Source organism: Pseudomonas sp. RIT357, assembly GCF_000632245.1.
Lineage (GTDB): Bacteria > Pseudomonadota > Gammaproteobacteria > Pseudomonadales > Pseudomonadaceae > Aquipseudomonas > Aquipseudomonas sivasensis.
Genome location: NZ_JFYX01000048.1, coordinates 170140 through 187196, shown reverse-complemented (window position 1 = coordinate 187196; position 17057 = coordinate 170140). Strand labels below are relative to the sequence as shown.

The window sequence follows — 17057 nt, the reverse complement described above, 5'->3', positions numbered from 1 at the left end:
CACTGGACCAAGCGCCCTCAGTAAAACCGATAACACCGAACCACCACCTGATCAGCACTGGGGTAATGCACCAACCCAATAAAACTCGCACGCCCAAGCCAATCCAACCGCCCCTTCGGCACCTGAAACACCGGCGTGCAGGTACACCGATACTCCGTCTCGGGAATCGGCCACTGCCCCTCACGCTCCAACTGACGCCCATACTCCGTCATGTTCAGAACCCCCCGATTACGCAGATTAATCAGCTCTCCCTGATCAGTCCTGAGGCTATAGCGAGCGTCCAGTTGACCCAGCCCATCCGGGCGCAGAACAAACAAATCCTCGCCGCCCGCCAGCACCTGACCGCGAATACCTACCCCCTCGAAATCCCCCCCCACAATCGGGTAGTTGCAGCGCAAACCGTCAACACTGTCGCCCAGCATCACCCCACGCCCTATGGCCACGCGCAACGTCAGCACGCGCTGCAAATTAGGCGCAACGTCCATCAAGTCCAAATGCTCACTCATGGCACAACTCCAAACCCGGCGCGCATGCACCGGGTCGCAGGGGATCAGCGGTTGGTCTTGATGTTGGTCCAGGTGCGCGTACGGATTCGCTCGATCGCAGGCGGAATCGGCTCCAGGGCAAACAACGTCTTACGCACTTGCTCCGGCACATACATGTTGGGGTTGTCGCGGATATTGGCGTCTACCAGTGCAGTGGCGTCCTTGTTCGGGTTGGGGTAGCCGATCTTGTTGCTGATGCGGGCAATCACTTCCGGACGCAGGATGTAATTGATGAACGCATGGGCCTCGGCCACGTCGGGGGCATTGGCCGGGATCATCATCACGTCCGACCACATCGGCGCGCCTTCCTTGGGCAAGGCCATCTCGACCTTGACGCCCTTGCCGGCGGCATCCGCCAATTGCTTGGCCAGCGCGACGCCACCGGACCAGCCCACGCCGACGCAGATATCACCGTTGGCCAGGTCCATGCCGTAGCGCGATGAGTTGAAATAGGTGATGTAGGGACGGATTTTCATCATCGCCGCCTGGGCCTGCGCATAGTCCTCGCGCTTCTGGCTGTTGGGGTCCAGGCCCTTGTAGTGCAAGGCGATGGGCACGATTTCGTTGCCTGCGTCGAGGAAACCCACGCCGCAACTGGCGAGTTTGGCGAGGTTTTCTTCCTTGAAGATGATGTCCCAGGTGTCAATCTTTACGTCGGGCCCCAGGGCCTTGCGCACCTTGTCGACGTTGTAGCCGATCAGCGTGGTGCCCCACAGGTAAGGTGCGGCGTAGCGATTGCCAGTGTCACCCACCGCTTCCAGGGACTGCATGAATTGCGGGTCCAGGTGCTCCCAGTTCGGCAACTGCTTGCGGTCCAGGGGCTGGACGGCACCGGCGGTGATCAGGTGCCCCAGGTTGGCAGTGCCGGGGAAGACCACGTCGTACCCGGAGTTGCCCGTCAGCAGCTTGGACTCCATGGTTTCAGCGCTGTCGAACACGTCATAAATCGGGCGAATACCGGTTTCTTCCTGGAAGCTCTTGAGCACTTCCGGCGGCAGGTATTCGATCCAGTTGTAGATCCGTACGGTTCGTTCTTCCGCCAGGCAAAAGCTACTGATCAGAAGGGAGGCGACAGTGCCCAGCAAGGTGTGACGCAAAAACCTGTTCATGATTAAACACTCCAGCGCGGCCACGATGGCTCGCGGCACTTAGTAGCGATAGGTGAAATACAATTCCAGCGCGCTGAACCTCTGGTCATCGCCAAAGACTTGCTTGGCAGCGGCCAGTGGCTTGACCCAGTTGTAGGACAGCGATGTATAGAACGACGGCGTGGGCGTCCAGTCGAGGAAAACCACGCTCTCATCGGCAAAACGCCGGTCACTGACCGCCGCGCCCATGTAGTTCTTCTCGTCCAGCCAGAACTGATAGTGAATCGTGCCGAGGGTCACGGTGTCGCTGAGGTGGGTCTTGAGCGAGAACTGCTGGACCTTTTCGTTGCTGTTGAACAGCAGGTAGTTACCGACCACGTCGCCGATAAGCCACGTGCTCCAGTCGACAAAGCCTTTGCTCAGCGGGTCCCAGGCTTTCTGGCGGTTGTCGGTGAGGTTGTCGTCACCGGAAAAACTCGCGTAGCGGTAGCCGATGATCGGTGTCAGCGGCAGCGTGCTGAAGGCATAGTCGGCCTGGCCATACCAAGCGTTGGCATCGTAGTCGGCACCCTCGCCGCTGCCGCGCTCAATGGCGTATTCGGCGTTCAGCGTCAGTGCCTGCACACCGGGCACCTTGGCGTTGAGCGCCCTGATGTTGTAGACCTGCATCCCGTCACGAAGACGCGGGAATGTGCTGCCTCTGGGCCCCAGGGCATGGACCTTCATGGCCATCGCCCCCAGGGTCACCTGGTCATCGACGTTGTAATCGAGGTTGACGCCAGTCATGCGGAAGTCGCCCAAATCGTCATCGGTGCGCAAGGTGAATGCCTGGGATTTGAGTGCGCCATGGTTCCAGGCCAGGACCGCCGAATCCTTGAATGCGGTTCGAGGGCCCAGCCAGTAGGCGGCGTCTTTGTACTGGTCGAGGTTGCCGTCCATGACGATGAACCCGGTGCCGATCATGTAGTTCTGGCGGCCTGCGGTGAAGGTCCACTCGCCGGCCCGAAAACCAGCGTAGAGCTCTTCAAACGCGGCTTTACCGTCGGAGCTGCGGGTGAAGCCGCCCGCATCGCCATCGCCGAACGTGCTGGCAGCCACCAAGGAGCCGCCCGCCAGCAGGCTGAAATCGGGCTGCAGCGCGTAGTCGAGTTTGACGCCGGGCTTGATGTAGAGCTCTTGCCAGTTGATGTTCGCGCCGCCGTTTTTACCGCTGCGTGCATCAACCTGGCCACTGCCAAAGTTAACGCCACGGGTAAACAGCGTCCCACCACCCGCCGTGAAGTTGACTTCGCCCTTGAGATTGCCGTCCTCAAAGGTGTAGCCCGCCAACGCGACGTGGGTGGTCAGGGGTAAGCCGACCGCTAAGAGCGCTCGTGAGAAACGCTTGGTGAAAACCATAAGAAGCTCCTGTGGAATTATTGTTGTTACAGGGCAGTCAATGGCGACGCAGCGCGCCGCCAACACCTGGCCGGGGCCAGGTGAATAGAACGCAAGACTCTTATTGTTGGGCGTGTGTCAGGGATTCAGGTGGGCCGCAATGGCACGCAGCATCCGCACGCTGTCGGCATCGAACGGACCGACCGCTTCCGTCAGGGACGATTGCTTGACGATCACCACGCCGGACGGCTTGTCGATGAACAGGTACTGGCCGTGAATTCCGCCGGCCATCAGTGCCTGGCTGTGATCGTTGAACACGTACCACTGGCTGCGATAGGACGCACCCGGCGTCCAGCTGGAAAACTCGTCATTTTGCGCGTAGATCGCCGGATCGGAACCGGCGGCGATCCGGGCGACGGTCGCAGGGGACAGCAGTTCAAGCCCTTCGTGGCGTCCATTGTTGGCCAGCAGCCGACCGAAACGCGCCATGTCCCTCAAGGTGGCGCTGAAGCCTGCGCCCGCCACATTGCGTCCCCAGGCGTCGGCCATGAAGTAGCCGTCACGGTCGCAACCCAGGCGCTCCCAGATCGTCTCCAGCATCTGACTGCAAGCCTTGCCCGACGCACGTTCCATAACCCATGCCAAGGCTTCGGTGGTCGCAGTCACATAATGGAAAAATCCGCCATGGCTGCCGCGTTTCTTGAGAGATGGCAAGTACTGGTACAGGGATGCGAATTGCGCGTAAGCCGCCGGAGCCGGTTGAAAGCCGCAGGCATAACCGTACTGCGAACTCTCTGAGTTGGGATCGTCGTAGACCTCGCTGTAGTCGATGCCCACCGCCATGTCGAACAACTGACGCACCGTGGCATCGCCAAACGCACTGCCGGCCAGCTCGGGGACGTAATACGCAGCGAGCAACTCAGGTCTGAGCACGCCCTCGGTGACCAGTTGCTCACCCAACGTCCCAATCAACGACTTGGTCACCGAGAACATGATGTGTCGATCACCGGCGCGCTGTCCGTTGAAGTAACGCTCGAACAACACCGTATCGCCCTGCATCACCAGGAACCCGTCGGTCTGGCTGGCCACAAGGTGATCGATAACGCTGATGCTCAGCCCGCATTCGCTGTTGAAATACAGCGAATCCAAGGCTGTCGGGGCAACCTTGAGCGGGCTGGCAGGTGCTGCGCCCGCCTGCACGTCGATGGTGGGACGCAGTCGTGCGAGATTGCGAAACCCCCATTGACTGAAGGGCGAACGCATCCAGTTGTCCCACGTAACGCGGCGTGCGGGCTCTGACGGGAAGCCCTGCATGAGTAAAGGTGCGAGGCGAGGCTTGGACAACGCCTCGTCAGTCTGGACATACAGGCTGGCCAATGACGGCGTGATTTTCTGACCCATGGTGTAACCCTGGAAATGACTCTGCATGCGAGCAGATGCGAAGCAATAATTAACCGGCAAATATTATTTAGTCAATAAAAGATTTAACCGATCAAAAGCTTTTCCAGGCCAGGGGCCGCCGATCACCTTGCCGTCAGTAGAAGTACGCCACGCGAAACTGCAGCGAATTATCGATCTTCACGCCCTCGCGCACCGAGGTGTCATGCATGAGCTGCCCCATCACCTGCACTTGCTTGCCCAGCATCGCGGCGACAGTGAAACCGAGCGTGCCGTTACTGCGGCTGGTGGCGAGGGTTTCATGGTCAAGCGTCTGGCGCGCGCCCCAGTTATGTCGATACGAAATCGCGGCGTAAGTGTCCGGGGTGAAGTTGTAGCGTAAATGGTTGTGCAACTGGAATAGCGGCGCTTTTTCGGCGTCGGTGGCGCGCTGCTTGTCGTAGAACTCCGTTTCGGCGATCACGTCCCAGGTGATTTTATCGGTGAGTCCCTTGATGTAGCCGACTTGAAAGTCCAAGGCCCAGCGGTTATCGCTCAACGCAAACCCCTGGTTTTTATCGCTGCCGGTGGGTGCCGTGACGAACACCGACCAGCCCAGGTGTTCATTTCTGGCAAGGTCTGCGATGGTCCATACCGTTCCACCGAAGGTGATATCCCCCAGCCCAGAGTTTTTGCTGTCGGTGGCGCCGATCTTCTGATAACCGAAGGGGATCACAATCTGTGGATCCCAGGTCAAGCCTGTGTTGAAGAACTCGGTGAAGTGGATCAATCGCAACACGCCGACAGTCAGGTCGAGGTCGAGGTTGTCGGCGACTTTCTTGCCGCCGGAATACACCTTGTCCCCTCGCGGATTCTGCTGGTACAGCACCACCACATCGGTGCCTTGGGGCAGCGCGGTGTAGTCGCCGGGGTCGGGTTTGACATCGGCCTGGGCCAAGGGCGCCAGACTGGCAAACAATGCGCTGAACGTCAGAGTGCTAAGTGTTTTCATGGCGGGTCCCGTTATTTTTATTGGAGGCAGAGCTTCGCCATGACGACTCCGTGGGGAGTCGCCAGGCTTAGGTGAAACGGATTGGAATCAGTGCGCGGTGGTGTGTCCGCCAGCCTTGAGATCGGCTTGCAGATCCTGGGTCCGCTTGACGAGGTATTGACGGATCAATTCCATGTCTTCGCGCTGAAGAATGTCGGAAAAATTCGGCATCCCTCCATTGATCAGCGCCCCGCTGAGAAAGGCGGGAAACGCCGCGTGCTTGTTGTCATCCAGGTAACGCAGGTCTGGCACCACACCGCCGCTGATAGCATTGAGGCCATGGCAACCGGCACACAATCCATTGAACAGACCGCGCGCCTGGGTCAGTTGCTCGGGGGTTGCAGTGAGTGCCTGATGGGTCGTCGGCATGACGGGTGCAGCTTTCGGCGCAGGCAACTCCCCGTGCGCACCCAGCTTGAAGGCGATCACCCGCGACTCTGCTCGCACCTTGCCTTTGTTGGTCAATGGGCCGGTCAGCAAAGGAATGATGCCGCCCCACCCCACAGAGAACGCCACATATTGCTCGCCATTGACGGTGTAGGTGACGGGCCCGGCCATTACTCCTGAATTGGCTCGATGCTCCCATAGCGGCTTGCCGGTGTCGGCGCGGTAGGCGACGACGCGCCCATCGGCGGTGCCCTGGAACACCAGGTTACCCGCCGTGGCCAACGTGCCGCCGTTGCCGGCGCTGATGTACGGTTGCTTCCAGGCGGCTTTCTGTTTTACCGGGTCCCAGGCGATCAGTTCGCCGCTCCAGGCGTCGCGGATTTTATTCAGGATTTTCGGGGCCTCAGGCAGGTCCGGCACATCCAGGCCGAAGTTCACCACGGACTTGTTCGATAAGAACATCGGCGCCTTGGCCGCTTTCAGTTCGGCCAGGGTGTATTGGGCCGGGATGTAGACGTAACCGGTCTTGGGGCTGAACGACATCGGGTGCCAGTTGTGCCCGCCGAGGAAACTCGGCTGCACCACTTTCGGCTCCTTGGAATAGTCGGCCGCGCCGGTGAGGATCGGACGCCCGGTTTTCAGGTCGATACCGCTGGCCCAGTTGACCGGGACGAAATTCTTCGCCGAGAGCAATTGCCCGTTGGTGCGATCGAGGACATAGAAAAACCCGTTCTTCGGCGCCTGCATGATCACTTTGCGCAGGCTGCCGTCGATCTTGATATCGGCCAGGATCATGTGTTGGGTCGCCGTGAAGTCCCACTGGTCCTGCGGCGTGATCTGGTAGTGCCACACGTATTCGCCGGTGTCTGGGCGCAGTGCCAGAATCGACGACACGTACAGGTTGTCACCTTTGCCATTGGTGCGGAACTGGTAGTTCCAGGGTGAGCCATTGCCGGTGCCCACATAGAGAAGATCAAGCTGCGGATCGTAGGCCATGGAGTCCCAGACCGTGCCGCCACCGCCCCACTTCACCCAGCCGTCGCCATCCCAGGTTTTCATGGCCTTGGCCATGGCGGGGTTTTCCGCTGGCAGCTTGGGGTCACCCGGCACCGTATAAAAGCGCCATACCTGTTTACCGGTGTCGGCATCGTAGGCCGTAACGTAACCGCGCACGCCGAACTCGGCGCCGCCATTGCCGATCAGCACCTTGCCCTTGACGATGCGGGGCGCGCCGGTAATCGAATAGCTTTTTGTGCGATCGATAATGGTATCGACGCTCCACACCGGCTGACCATTAGCCGCATCCAGGGCGATCAAGCGTCCATCGAAACTGCCCACATAGACTTTGCCCTGCCACACCGCAACGCCCCGGTTGACCGGCCCACAACACCCCTGGCTAAGGTTTTCGGCGGGCACTTTCGGGTCGTATTTCCACAGCAACTCACCGGTGGCGGCATTGATGGCATACACGATGCTGAAGGCGCCGGTGGTGTACATCACACCATCGACCACCAGCGGCGTGGCCTCGGTGCCGCTGTCGATATCCAGCTTGGTCGTCCACGCCAAGCCCAGCTGTGCGACGTTGCCGGCATTGACGCTGTCCAGTGGGCTGTAACGCTGCTCGTCATAGGTGCGGCCGTGGCTCATCCAATTGCCGGGCTCCTGGTCGGCCGCGATGATTCGCTGGCCATCGACCTGCGCCGGGCCCGCCCACACAACAGAGCAGAACGTAGCCATCAGTAAGGGAATGCCTGGCAACAGGCTGCGTAATCTCATTATTATTTTTCTCCAGCGATAAGCGGCTCGGTATCACCCCCAGCCCAGGCAAGCTTATTAGAGGACTTGGCGCGCTGCGCGACTTGACTGACGCTGCCAAAGCGCTTGGCATTCTCTGCCAGGCGCGCACTTACGTAGCGTGCTGGCGAAAATCCCGAGGGGCGTGCTGAAAATGACGCTTGAACGCGCGGCTGAAATGCGCGGCGTCGACAAAACCCCATTTAAAGGCGATCTGAGTGATGGATTCATGGCGCAGATCCTGGCAGCGCAGATCCTGGGCCACCCGCTCCAGGCGGCGCTGCTGAATGTAGCGAGAGATGCTTTCGTGGCGCTGCTCGAACAACCGATAGAGCTGGCGGACAGAGACGTTCAACTGCCGCGCCAGATAGTCAGGGCCCAATTCAGCGTCTTGCAGGGAAGACTCAACCAGGCGGGTGGCCAAGCCGTACAGATCATCATGACCCACGCAGGCAAAGGCGGGCTGCCCGTCGGTGCGTTCATCCAGGCCAGCGACAGCCAACCGGATTAATGCATGTTCCAGCGCGGGCCCATCGCTCCTGCCGCCGGAGTCACGGCTCAACGCAACGTCACCCAACGAACGCACCAGAGCGCGAATCATGTGAGTGGCGACACTGTTGCGCGCGAGCTTGCCAAACAGCGGTTGCGGGCCAAGCTGATGGCTGACTTCCTGGCGTGACAGGTGAATCGAGATATTCTGCACCAGCCCTCGCGGCTCTATGTCGAAGGCCTGGGCCGAGTCCACCAGGGCGATGTCTTCAGGCCCTAATTCAATCACCTGATTTTGCCCGCGGATGCGCTGGTGGCCGCTGCTCTGAAGAATGAGAAAACAGTGACGATCGTCATCGCCGTCACCCGAGGTGCGATGGCGACTGATCAATCCTGCATTGGTGCGGATATGGGCCAACTCCAGGCCGCACACATCCTGAGCGTGGACGCTGCCGATAAACAGTGTGTGCTGTTCGGACAGGGCTGTGCTGAAATTACCGCACACCGTACGCAAGTCGCGGTTCCAGTTGGCGAACGCCTCACGAGTGCTCAACAAGGCAGGCATATCCTCGCTCCCACAGGTTATTTATAGTTATACCGTTAACATATTATCTATTTTTTCCGGGTGCAAGCGGGCTGGGCTTGATGTGGGTGAGCAACCGGCCGCTCCAAGACCGACGCGCTATTGCTTTTGACCTCAAATCACCCGTCACACACACTGCCCGGGTACTAAAATCAAGGCTCAAACAGGAGTGGTGGTTATGCGCAATTTTTCAATTCAACGCCTCGACCATGTGGTTCTGCGGGTGCAGGACATCGAGCGCAGCCTGGCTTTCTATACCTCGGTGCTGGGATGTGAGGTCAAAAAGCGCCGGGAAGACCTGGGCCTGATTCACCTGAGCGCTGGGGCATCCATGATCGACTTGGTGGACGTGAATGGCTCCATCGGACGCCAAGGCGGGAAGCCGGCGGGCAAGCAAGGGCACAACGTCGATCACGTTTGCCTGCGGGTCGAGCCGTTCGATGAGCAGGCCATTCTCGGCCACTTGGCTGACGCGGGAATATCCGCTGAAAAAGCCGAGATGCGCTATGGCGCAGAGGGCACAGGCTGGTCGCTCTATTTCAATGACCCGGACGGTAATCAAATCGAGTTGAAGGGCCCGGCTGTGCAGCCTTGATGCAGGCTCGGCCCCGCCGCCCCCGTGACACAACATCATAAAAATAGATGATCTTAAAAAACCACATAATGACAATATCTAATAATTAGCTTATTCCAAAAAAGACTTTCCCTCGGGTTTTTTATAGGAATATCTTCACTTCACAGACCGACCCCATACCTGGCGGAGGACGTACCCCCGACCACCAGGAGCCTGCTATCAGGCTAAATGGACCGATCTCGACATGCCAGACCTCACCTCCCCGCTGCCCCTCAAGAACTTTCACCTGTCACTGCTGACCAGCTCCCTGCTGCTCGCCACTGCGCCCTCCTTCGCCGAAGCCGCGACGGAAGACGCCCAACTCGGCACCGTCACCGTGATCTCCACCGGCCTGCGTGGCCAGGAGCGCACCGTGGCCGACAGCCCGGCGCCGATCGATGTGATCAACAGCGAGCAACTGCTCAAGACCGGTCGCGCCGAATTGTCCGAAGCGATTGCCAAATTGCTGCCGTCGTTCAACTTCGGCACCAATATCGCCGGCTACAACTCGGTGACTCGCCCACTGAGTAACCGCAGCCTCGGCCCGGCCTACACGCTGGTGCTGGTCAACGGCAAACGTCGCCACAACGGCGCCACCGGTCAGCGCGGGTCCATCGACAACAGCGGCGCGAATGCGGTGGATATCGACCTGATCCCGGTCAGCTCGGTGGACCATATTGAAGTGCTCAAAGACAGCGCTGCCGCCCAGTACGGTTCCGATGCGGTGGCCGGGGTGATCAACATCATCCTCAAGACCGGCAACAGCGGCGGGCACCTGGAAACCAGTTACGGCCAGTTATTCTCCGGCCAGGGCGAAACCATCAAGGTGGCCGGCGACCAGGGTTTCAAGCTGGGCGACGGCGGCTTTTTCCACCTCTCCGCCGATGCACGCAAACGCGGCGAAGCCTCCTGGAACGACAAGGCCGACGGCAGCGTGAGGGCCTTCAACGATCCGGCCAAGGAAGCCGCCTGGGACCGTGTGGCAATCAAGAATGGCGACCCGGACCTCAAGGCCTTCAACCTCGCCTACAACGCCGAACTGCCCCTTGAAGACCTGACCCTCTACTCGTTCTCCACCTACGGCGAGCGTGATGCCGAGGCGGCCAACTACTTCCGCCTGCCCACCGGCCGCGCCGCCGTGCCCGAGGTGTTCCCGGACGGTTACTACCCCTTGAACAACATCAAGGACCGCGACTACCAGCTACTGTTCGGCGGCAAGGGCCAAGCGGCCGAGTGGAACTGGGACCTGAGCACCACCTACGGGCGCAACAATGTCCACCACTCCAGCGACCTCAACATCAACCCGTCCCTGGGCACCGCCTCACCGACCAAATTCGACAACCTGGCCACCTTCCGCTTTGAGCAGTGGGTCAATAACCTGGACTTCACTCGCCGCTACGACAGTTTGTTTAATCTGACTTCGCCGGTGCAGGTGTCGGCCGGTCTGGAACATCGCTGGGAACACTTCAGCACGTTCGCCGGCGACCCCGAGGCCTATATCACCGGGACCTACCCGGCGGCATCGGGCGCTCAGGCGGCGGTGACGATTCGCCCGGAAGATGAAGTCAGCCTGATCCGCAACAACTACGCCGGCTACCTGGATTTAGGCTTTGACCTGACCGAGCGCTGGTTTCTCGACGTCGCCGGGCGTGTCGAACATTACGACGACGACTCAGGCAACACCTTCGGCCTGAAAGTGAACTCGCGCTACGAACTCACCGACAGCGTGGCCGTACGCGGCACCGTCGGCACCGGTTTCCGTGCGCCTTCCCTGACCCAGATCGGCTACACCGTGGCCGACAACCGAGTCGCCGTAGACGTGAACGGCAACGTGGTGCCTGCCGTCACCCGCCTGACCCCGTCGGGCAGCAACCTGGCCAAAGCATTGGGTGGCGATGACCTCAAGCCGGAGAAGTCACGCAACCTCGGGCTGGGCTTGACCTGGCAACCGGCACCGCGCACCAGCATAACCGCTGACGCGTACCTGATCGACATCGACGACCGTATCGCCTTGACCAGCAACATCTACGACCAAGGCAATGGCGTGATCAACGGCATCCTCACCGCCCAAGGCGTGCCATCCGGCACTTGGGTCAACTACTACACCAACGCTTTCGATACCCGCACCCGTGGCCTGGACGTGGTCGCCGACCACACCACGCCGCTGGATGCCTGGGGTGATGTGCGCTGGAGCCTGGGTTTCAACTGGAACAAAACCACTATCGAAGGCAACCGCGATACCCCGAGTGCGCTGGCCAACTCCGGCGTCACCCTGGTAGGCCGCGACCGCGAAGGCGACCTGACCGAAGCATCGCCCAACACCAAATGGATCCTGGGCGCCAACTGGAAGGTCGAGGACCTGGCAGTGAACCTGCAAACCAGCCGCTACGGCGCGGTCAAGACCTTGGCGGTCAACCCCACGGGCGACCGCAGCTTCGGCGCCAAATGGATCACCGACCTCGACGTCAGCTACACCTTCGTCGACCAGATCACCGTGAGCATCGGCGGCACCAACATCTTCGACGTGCGCCCAGACCGGCACGCCGTCTACAGCAACCTGGGCCTGGCGCCCTACGGCAACCCGCCGTTCTACCCCGGCGGCGGCTACTGGTACACCAAGCTGGCCTACGACTTCTAAGCCAATCGCCATACGAGGGCATCCCATTGAACACCTCCAACTTGATGAGCCGTCTATTGGCCCCGTGCGCCCTGGCGCTTAGCCTGGCCGCCTGCTCGCCTTCGGGCAGTGACGCCCAGGCCGGCAAGACCCTGAACATCGCCTTTTTTGGCGACAACACCACCCTGGTCAGCGTCGACCCGTTCCAGGTCTATTGGCTGGAACACCGCGTGCTGCTGCGCAATGTCGCGGAGTCCCTTACCGACCAAGACCCGGAGACCGGCAAGATCATTCCCTGGCTGGCCAAAAGCTGGGAAGTCAGTGACGACGCGCTCACCTATACCTTCCACTTGCGCGACAACGTCACCTTCAGCAACGGCGAGCGCTTCAATGCGGTGGCGGTCAAAACCGCCTTCGACAGCAACAAGGCGTTAGCCACCGAGTTGCCGGCCACCTTTGGCGCCACCTACCTGGCGGGGTTCGACCACGCCGAAGTGGTGGATGACCTGACCGTAAAACTGGTACTGGCCAAGCCCAACGCCGGCTTCCTGCAAGCCACGTCCACCACCAATCTGTCGATCCTCGCGCCGGCCTCTTACACACTCAGCGCCAAAGAGCGCTCGTTGGGCAAGATCATCGGCACCGGGCCGTTCGTGCTGGCCAGCTACACCCCGGAAGTCGGCGCGCACCTGACCAAGCGCAAGGGTTACGCCTGGGCTTCGGCGAATATGAAGAACCAGGGCGAAGCGCACCTGGATGCGGTGGACATCAGCTACATCCCCGAGGAAAGCGTGCGCAACGGCCTGTTCCTGCAAGGCAAGGCCGACATCCTGTGGCCGCGCAACCCGTTCTCCGAGGTGGACCTGAAGCTGTTCCAGTCCAAGGGCGCCACCATCCAGAGCCGTTCGCTGCCGGGGCCGGCCCTGAACCTGTATCCCAACACCCGTGATGGGCGTGCACTGAGCGACAAGCAAGTTCGCCTGGCCCTGCAAAAGGCCATCGACCGCAAGAGCTACGCCAGCACCGTCTACAACGCCGAATTTCCGGTGGTGGACGGCATCTACGACGTCACTACGCCTTATTTCAAGAGCCAGGGTGCCAAGTTGGCCTACGACCCGGCAGGCGCGGGGCAGCTGCTGGACCAGGCCGGCTGGGCCAAGGGCGCGGACGGCTACCGCCAGAAAAACGGCAAGCGCCTGAGCCTGAGCTACAACATCACCCCATCCGAAACCGCCGGTGACGTGCTGCTCCAGGACCAACTGCGCAAGGTCGGTATCGAGGTCAAACTCAACGTGGTCACCCGTGCCGAATGGGTCGCCAACAACTCGGCCGGCAACTATGACCTGACCAGCACCTACATGACCCGCGCCGACCCGATCATCCTGCAAACCATCCTCGACCCACGCACCGCCAACAGCTCGACCCTGGCCACCAACCTCTACGAACCGGCGGTGCTGAACGCTGCCAAAGGCCTGTTCGATGCAGGCATCACCGCCACCCAAAGCCAACAACGCGCAGCGGCCTACGGCAACCTGCAAGACCTGCTGGTGGATGAAGGCTCGGCGTTCCCGGTGTATGAGCGCGTGTGGCAGGCCGCAACGTCGGCCAAGGTGAAAAACTTCCGCTGGACCGCCGAAGGTTTTGCACTGCTGGGTGATATCGAGGTCGCCGCGCCATGAGTCGTTACCTGATTGGCCGGGTCGGCCAGGCGCTGCTGGTGCTTTGGGGGGCCTACAGCATCACCTACTTCATCCTCTATCTGCTGCCCGGCGACACCTTGTCGATCATGCTCAGTGCGTCCGGCATGGAAGCCGACGCGCTGTCGGTGGAAGACCTGGCCAAGGCGCGGGCCTATTACGGATTGGATAAAGGTCTGTTTGAGCAATACATCGACCTGCTGCTGGGCGCGCTGCGCGGTGACTTTGGGCAGTCATTGTCACTCAACCGCCCGGTGGCCGAGTTGCTCGCCGAGCGCCTGCCACAGACGCTGTCCCTGGCGGGGCTGGCGATTGTGCTGTCGCTGCTCGGCGGCATTGGCTTGGCGTACCTCACCGCGTATATCCGTTGGCAACCCCTGAAAAAAGCACTGGCGCGCCTGCCGTCCCTGGGCTTCTCGGTGCCGGTGTTCTGGATGGGTTTGTTGCTGATCCAGGTGTTTGCGTTTGGCCTGGGTTGGTTTCCCGCGACCGGCACCCGAGGCTTCGAAAGCTTGGTGTTACCGGCGATCACCCTGGCGATCCCAAGTGCAGCGGTGTACGCCCAAGTGCTGCAACGCAGCTTCCAGGGCGTGTGGAAAGAGGCCTATATCGTCACCGCCTACGCCAAGGGCCTGAGCCGGGGCCAGGTGCAGGCACGCCATGGGTTCAGGAATGCCGCGCTGCCCATCCTCACCCTGATCGGCCTACAGGTGGGCAATACCGTGTCCGGCGCGGTGCTGGTGGAAACCATCTTCGCCCGTTCCGGCATCGGCCGCCTGGCCCAGGAAGCCGTACTGCGCCAGGACATTCCGGTGGTGTTGGCCATCGTTGCAGTGTCGGCGGCAGCCTTCGTCCTCGTGAACCTGCTGGTGGACTTGCTGTACCCCTGGCTCGACCCGCGCATTTCCCACACGCCAAAGGTGTCCTAGACCATGACGACGCTCACCCAGAAACGCGTGCGCAGCGAAACCCTCTGGCACCGCCGCAGCCACTTGCAACGCGCCACGTCCACCCTGCTGCCCTTGCTGCGCCGGCCGGGGTTCAGCCTGGCCGTGGCAGTGGTGGTGTTTTCGCTGGTCGCCGCCCTGGCGCCGCACCTGCTGAGCAGCTTCGACCCCTACGCCACCGCGCCGCTCGCCAAACTCACGGCGCCCAACTTGACCCATTGGTTCGGCACCGATGAACTGGGCCGTGACCTGTTTACCCGCGTGGTCTACGGCGCGCGCCTGTCGGTGCTGGCGGCCTCGCTGGCGGTGGGGATCGCGCTGGTAGGCGGACTCGGGCTGGGCATTTTGTCCGGGTTTGCCGGTGGCCGTATCGATGCGGTGATCATGCGCGTGGTCGATGTACTGCTGGCTCTGCCTGGACTGCTGCTGGCCCTGGCGATCGTCACGGCCATCGGTTTCGGCACCGTACCGGTGGCCATCGCGGTGGGCATCGGCATTATTCCGGGCTTTGCCCGTACCACCCGCGCCGAAGTACTGCGGGTGAAAACCCTGCCCTATGTCGAAGCCGCACGGCTGGGCGGTGCCAGTTGGGGCCGCACGTTGTTGCGGCACATTCTGCCCAACGCCTGGGGCCCGGTAGCGGTACTGGCAACGTTGGACTTCGGCGCAGCCATCCTCGCCACCGCAGGCTTGAGTTTTCTCGGTTTCGGCGCCGCACCACCGGCGGCGGAATGGGGCACCTTGATCGCCAACGGCCGGCACTTTCTGATCACCGCACCTTGGGTGTCGTTGCTGCCCGGCCTGTTCCTGGTGGCCGTGGTGTTCAGCCTCAACCATATCGCCCGCACCTTCGAGGAGATCCAGCGATGAGCCCGTTTTTGGTCGATGTACGCCAACTCAGTGTCGATTACCGCTCCAGCGGCCAGGTCAATCCAGCGGTGCGTTCGCTGTCGTTTTCCCTCGCCCAAGGCGAAACCGTGGCGATTGTCGGCGAGTCCGGCTCGGGCAAATCCACCCTGGCCAACGCCATCCTTGGCCTGCTGCCAGACAACGCGCAAATCAGCGCCGGTCAACTGTGGGTGGATGGCAATAACTTGACCCACGCCAGCGAACGCCAGAAACGCAACCTGCGCGGCCGCACCATTGGCCTGGTGCCCCAGGACCCGATGGTCAGCCTCAACCCTACCCTGCGCATCGGCCAACAGATCGCCGAGGCGTTGATCCTGGCCAAGGGCAAGCGCTACCCCGGCGTCGATGCGGATATTGTCGAGTTGCTGCAACAGGTGGGGATCGACAAACCGGTGCTGCGCGCCCGCCAATATCCCCATGAACTCTCCGGCGGCATGCGCCAGCGCGTGCTGATCGCCATCGCCCTGGCCGGTAATCCGCGCCTGATCATTGCCGACGAACCCACCAGCGCGCTCGACGTCACCGTGCAGCGCAAGATCCTCGATCACCTGCAACGGCTGGTCAGGGAGCGCGGCATTTCGCTGTTGATCATCACCCATGACCTCGGCGTGGCCACCGACCGCGCCGACCGCATTCTGGTGATGCAGCACGGCGAGGTGGTCGAACAAGGCCCGCCCCAGCAGATCCTTTCCCGCCCCAGCCACGACTACACCCGCGCACTGATTGCCGCCGCGCCTGCCTTCGCCAAGCGCCGCGATCCGTTGATCAATCTCGATCTGGGGCGCCAGCCGATCCTCAGCCTGCACAACGTCGGCAAGACGTTTGCACTACCCAAGGTCAAGGGCGAAGCCTCGACCTTCATGGCCCTGGAAGGTCTTAACCTTGAGGTGTACCCCGGCCAGACCCTGGCCATCGTCGGCGAGTCCGGTTCGGGCAAGAGCACCGCGCTGCGCATCGCCCTCGGCCTGGAGAAGCCGAGCCAGGGCCGGGTCTGGTTTGAACAACAGGACGTTACAGACCTCAGCTGGCGCGACTTCCGCCCGTTGCGCCAACGCCTGCAACTGGTGCAGCAGAATCCCTTCGCTGCGCTGGACCCACGCTTCACCGTGTTCGACAGCATCGTGGAGCCGCTGGTGTCGTTTGGCTTGCTCAAGGGTGCCGCCCTGGAACAGGCGGCGCGGGAGCTGATCAGCCGCGTGCACCTGCCGGTGAGCTTTCTGGACCGTCTGCCCCGTGAACTGTCCGGCGGCCAGTGCCAACGCGTCGCCATCGCCCGCGCCCTGGCGTTGAAACCCGACCTGCTGTTGCTGGATGAACCGGTCAGCGCCCTGGACGTGTCGGTGCAGGCACGCATTCTTGACTTGCTGCAAGAGCTGCAACGGGAGATGGGCATTGCGTATGTGCTGGTGTCCCACGACTTGTCAGTGGTGGCCAACTTCGCCCATGAGGTGCTGGTGCTGCGCAATGGTCGCGTGGTTGAACAAGGCTCGGTGGCGCAAATCTTCAACCAGCCGGCCACCGAGTACACCCGCGAACTGATTGCGGCCATCCCTGGCCGGCAAGTCGCGGCAAGCGCCGCCTGA

The 17057-nt window shown here is 61.4% G+C and carries 13 protein-coding genes; 6 read left to right on the top strand and 7 right to left on the bottom strand.

From position 1 onward, the window contains the following. Window positions 1-17: 17 nt before the first annotated feature. The 7 genes from BW43_RS01825 to feaR form a co-directional block, all read right to left on the bottom strand. Window positions 18-506, bottom strand: a complete 489-nt coding sequence (locus BW43_RS01825; RefSeq protein WP_032891339.1) for a DUF3237 domain-containing protein — start codon at window positions 504-506, stop codon at window positions 18-20. Window positions 507-550: 44 nt separating this feature from the next. Next, window positions 551-1654, bottom strand: coding sequence for a polyamine ABC transporter substrate-binding protein (locus tag BW43_RS01830; RefSeq protein WP_032891337.1), 1104 nt, complete (start codon window positions 1652-1654; stop codon window positions 551-553). Between the two features lie 39 nt (window positions 1655-1693). Beyond that, window positions 1694-3031 carry a hypothetical protein gene (locus BW43_RS01835; protein WP_032891335.1) on the bottom strand — a complete coding sequence of 446 codons (1338 nt, stop codon included), beginning with the start codon at window positions 3029-3031 and terminating at the stop codon, window positions 1694-1696. Between the two features lie 117 nt (window positions 3032-3148). After that, window positions 3149-4411, bottom strand: coding sequence for a serine hydrolase (locus tag BW43_RS01840; protein ID WP_032891333.1), 1263 nt, complete (start codon window positions 4409-4411; stop codon window positions 3149-3151). Window positions 4412-4544: 133 nt separating this feature from the next. Beyond that, complete coding sequence (locus BW43_RS01845) at window positions 4545-5399, bottom strand: transporter (RefSeq protein ID WP_032891331.1); 855 nt, start codon at window positions 5397-5399, stop codon at window positions 4545-4547. Between the two features lie 87 nt (window positions 5400-5486). Next, a complete protein-coding gene (locus BW43_RS01850) occupies window positions 5487-7601 on the bottom strand; it encodes a PQQ-dependent dehydrogenase, methanol/ethanol family (RefSeq protein ID WP_032891329.1) in 2115 nt (704 codons plus the stop codon). A gap of 130 nt (window positions 7602-7731) precedes the next feature. Then, complete coding sequence (feaR, locus tag BW43_RS01855; RefSeq protein ID WP_032891326.1) at window positions 7732-8673, bottom strand: transcriptional regulator FeaR; 942 nt, start codon at window positions 8671-8673, stop codon at window positions 7732-7734. 196 nt (window positions 8674-8869) lie between these two features. Here feaR and BW43_RS01860 point away from each other — a divergent pair, with 196 nt between their 5' ends. The 6 genes from BW43_RS01860 to BW43_RS01885 all read left to right on the top strand — a co-directional run bounded on the left by BW43_RS01860 (window position 8870) and on the right by BW43_RS01885 (window position 17057). Beyond that, window positions 8870-9286: a VOC family protein gene (locus BW43_RS01860; RefSeq protein WP_032891323.1), complete on the top strand. Its 417-nt coding sequence runs from the start codon at window positions 8870-8872 to the stop codon at window positions 9284-9286. Window positions 9287-9509: 223 nt separating this feature from the next. Beyond that, window positions 9510-11942, top strand: a complete 2433-nt coding sequence (locus tag BW43_RS01865) for a TonB-dependent siderophore receptor (protein ID WP_032891320.1) — start codon at window positions 9510-9512, stop codon at window positions 11940-11942. 44 nt (window positions 11943-11986) lie between these two features. After that, window positions 11987-13600: an ABC transporter substrate-binding protein gene (locus BW43_RS01870; RefSeq protein ID WP_032891318.1), complete on the top strand. Its 1614-nt coding sequence runs from the start codon at window positions 11987-11989 to the stop codon at window positions 13598-13600. After that, on the top strand, window positions 13597-14547 hold the full coding sequence (locus BW43_RS01875; RefSeq protein ID WP_032891316.1) for an ABC transporter permease: 951 nt from the start codon (window positions 13597-13599) through the stop codon (window positions 14545-14547). Before BW43_RS01870 ends, BW43_RS01875 begins: the two co-directional genes overlap by 4 nt. Before the next feature lie 3 nt (window positions 14548-14550). Further along, window positions 14551-15435, top strand: coding sequence for an ABC transporter permease (locus BW43_RS01880; protein ID WP_032891314.1), 885 nt, complete (start codon window positions 14551-14553; stop codon window positions 15433-15435). Next, on the top strand, window positions 15432-17057 hold the full coding sequence (locus BW43_RS01885) for an ABC transporter ATP-binding protein (protein ID WP_032891312.1): 1626 nt from the start codon (window positions 15432-15434) through the stop codon (window positions 17055-17057). The genes BW43_RS01880 and BW43_RS01885 overlap by 4 nt, the downstream gene beginning before the upstream one ends.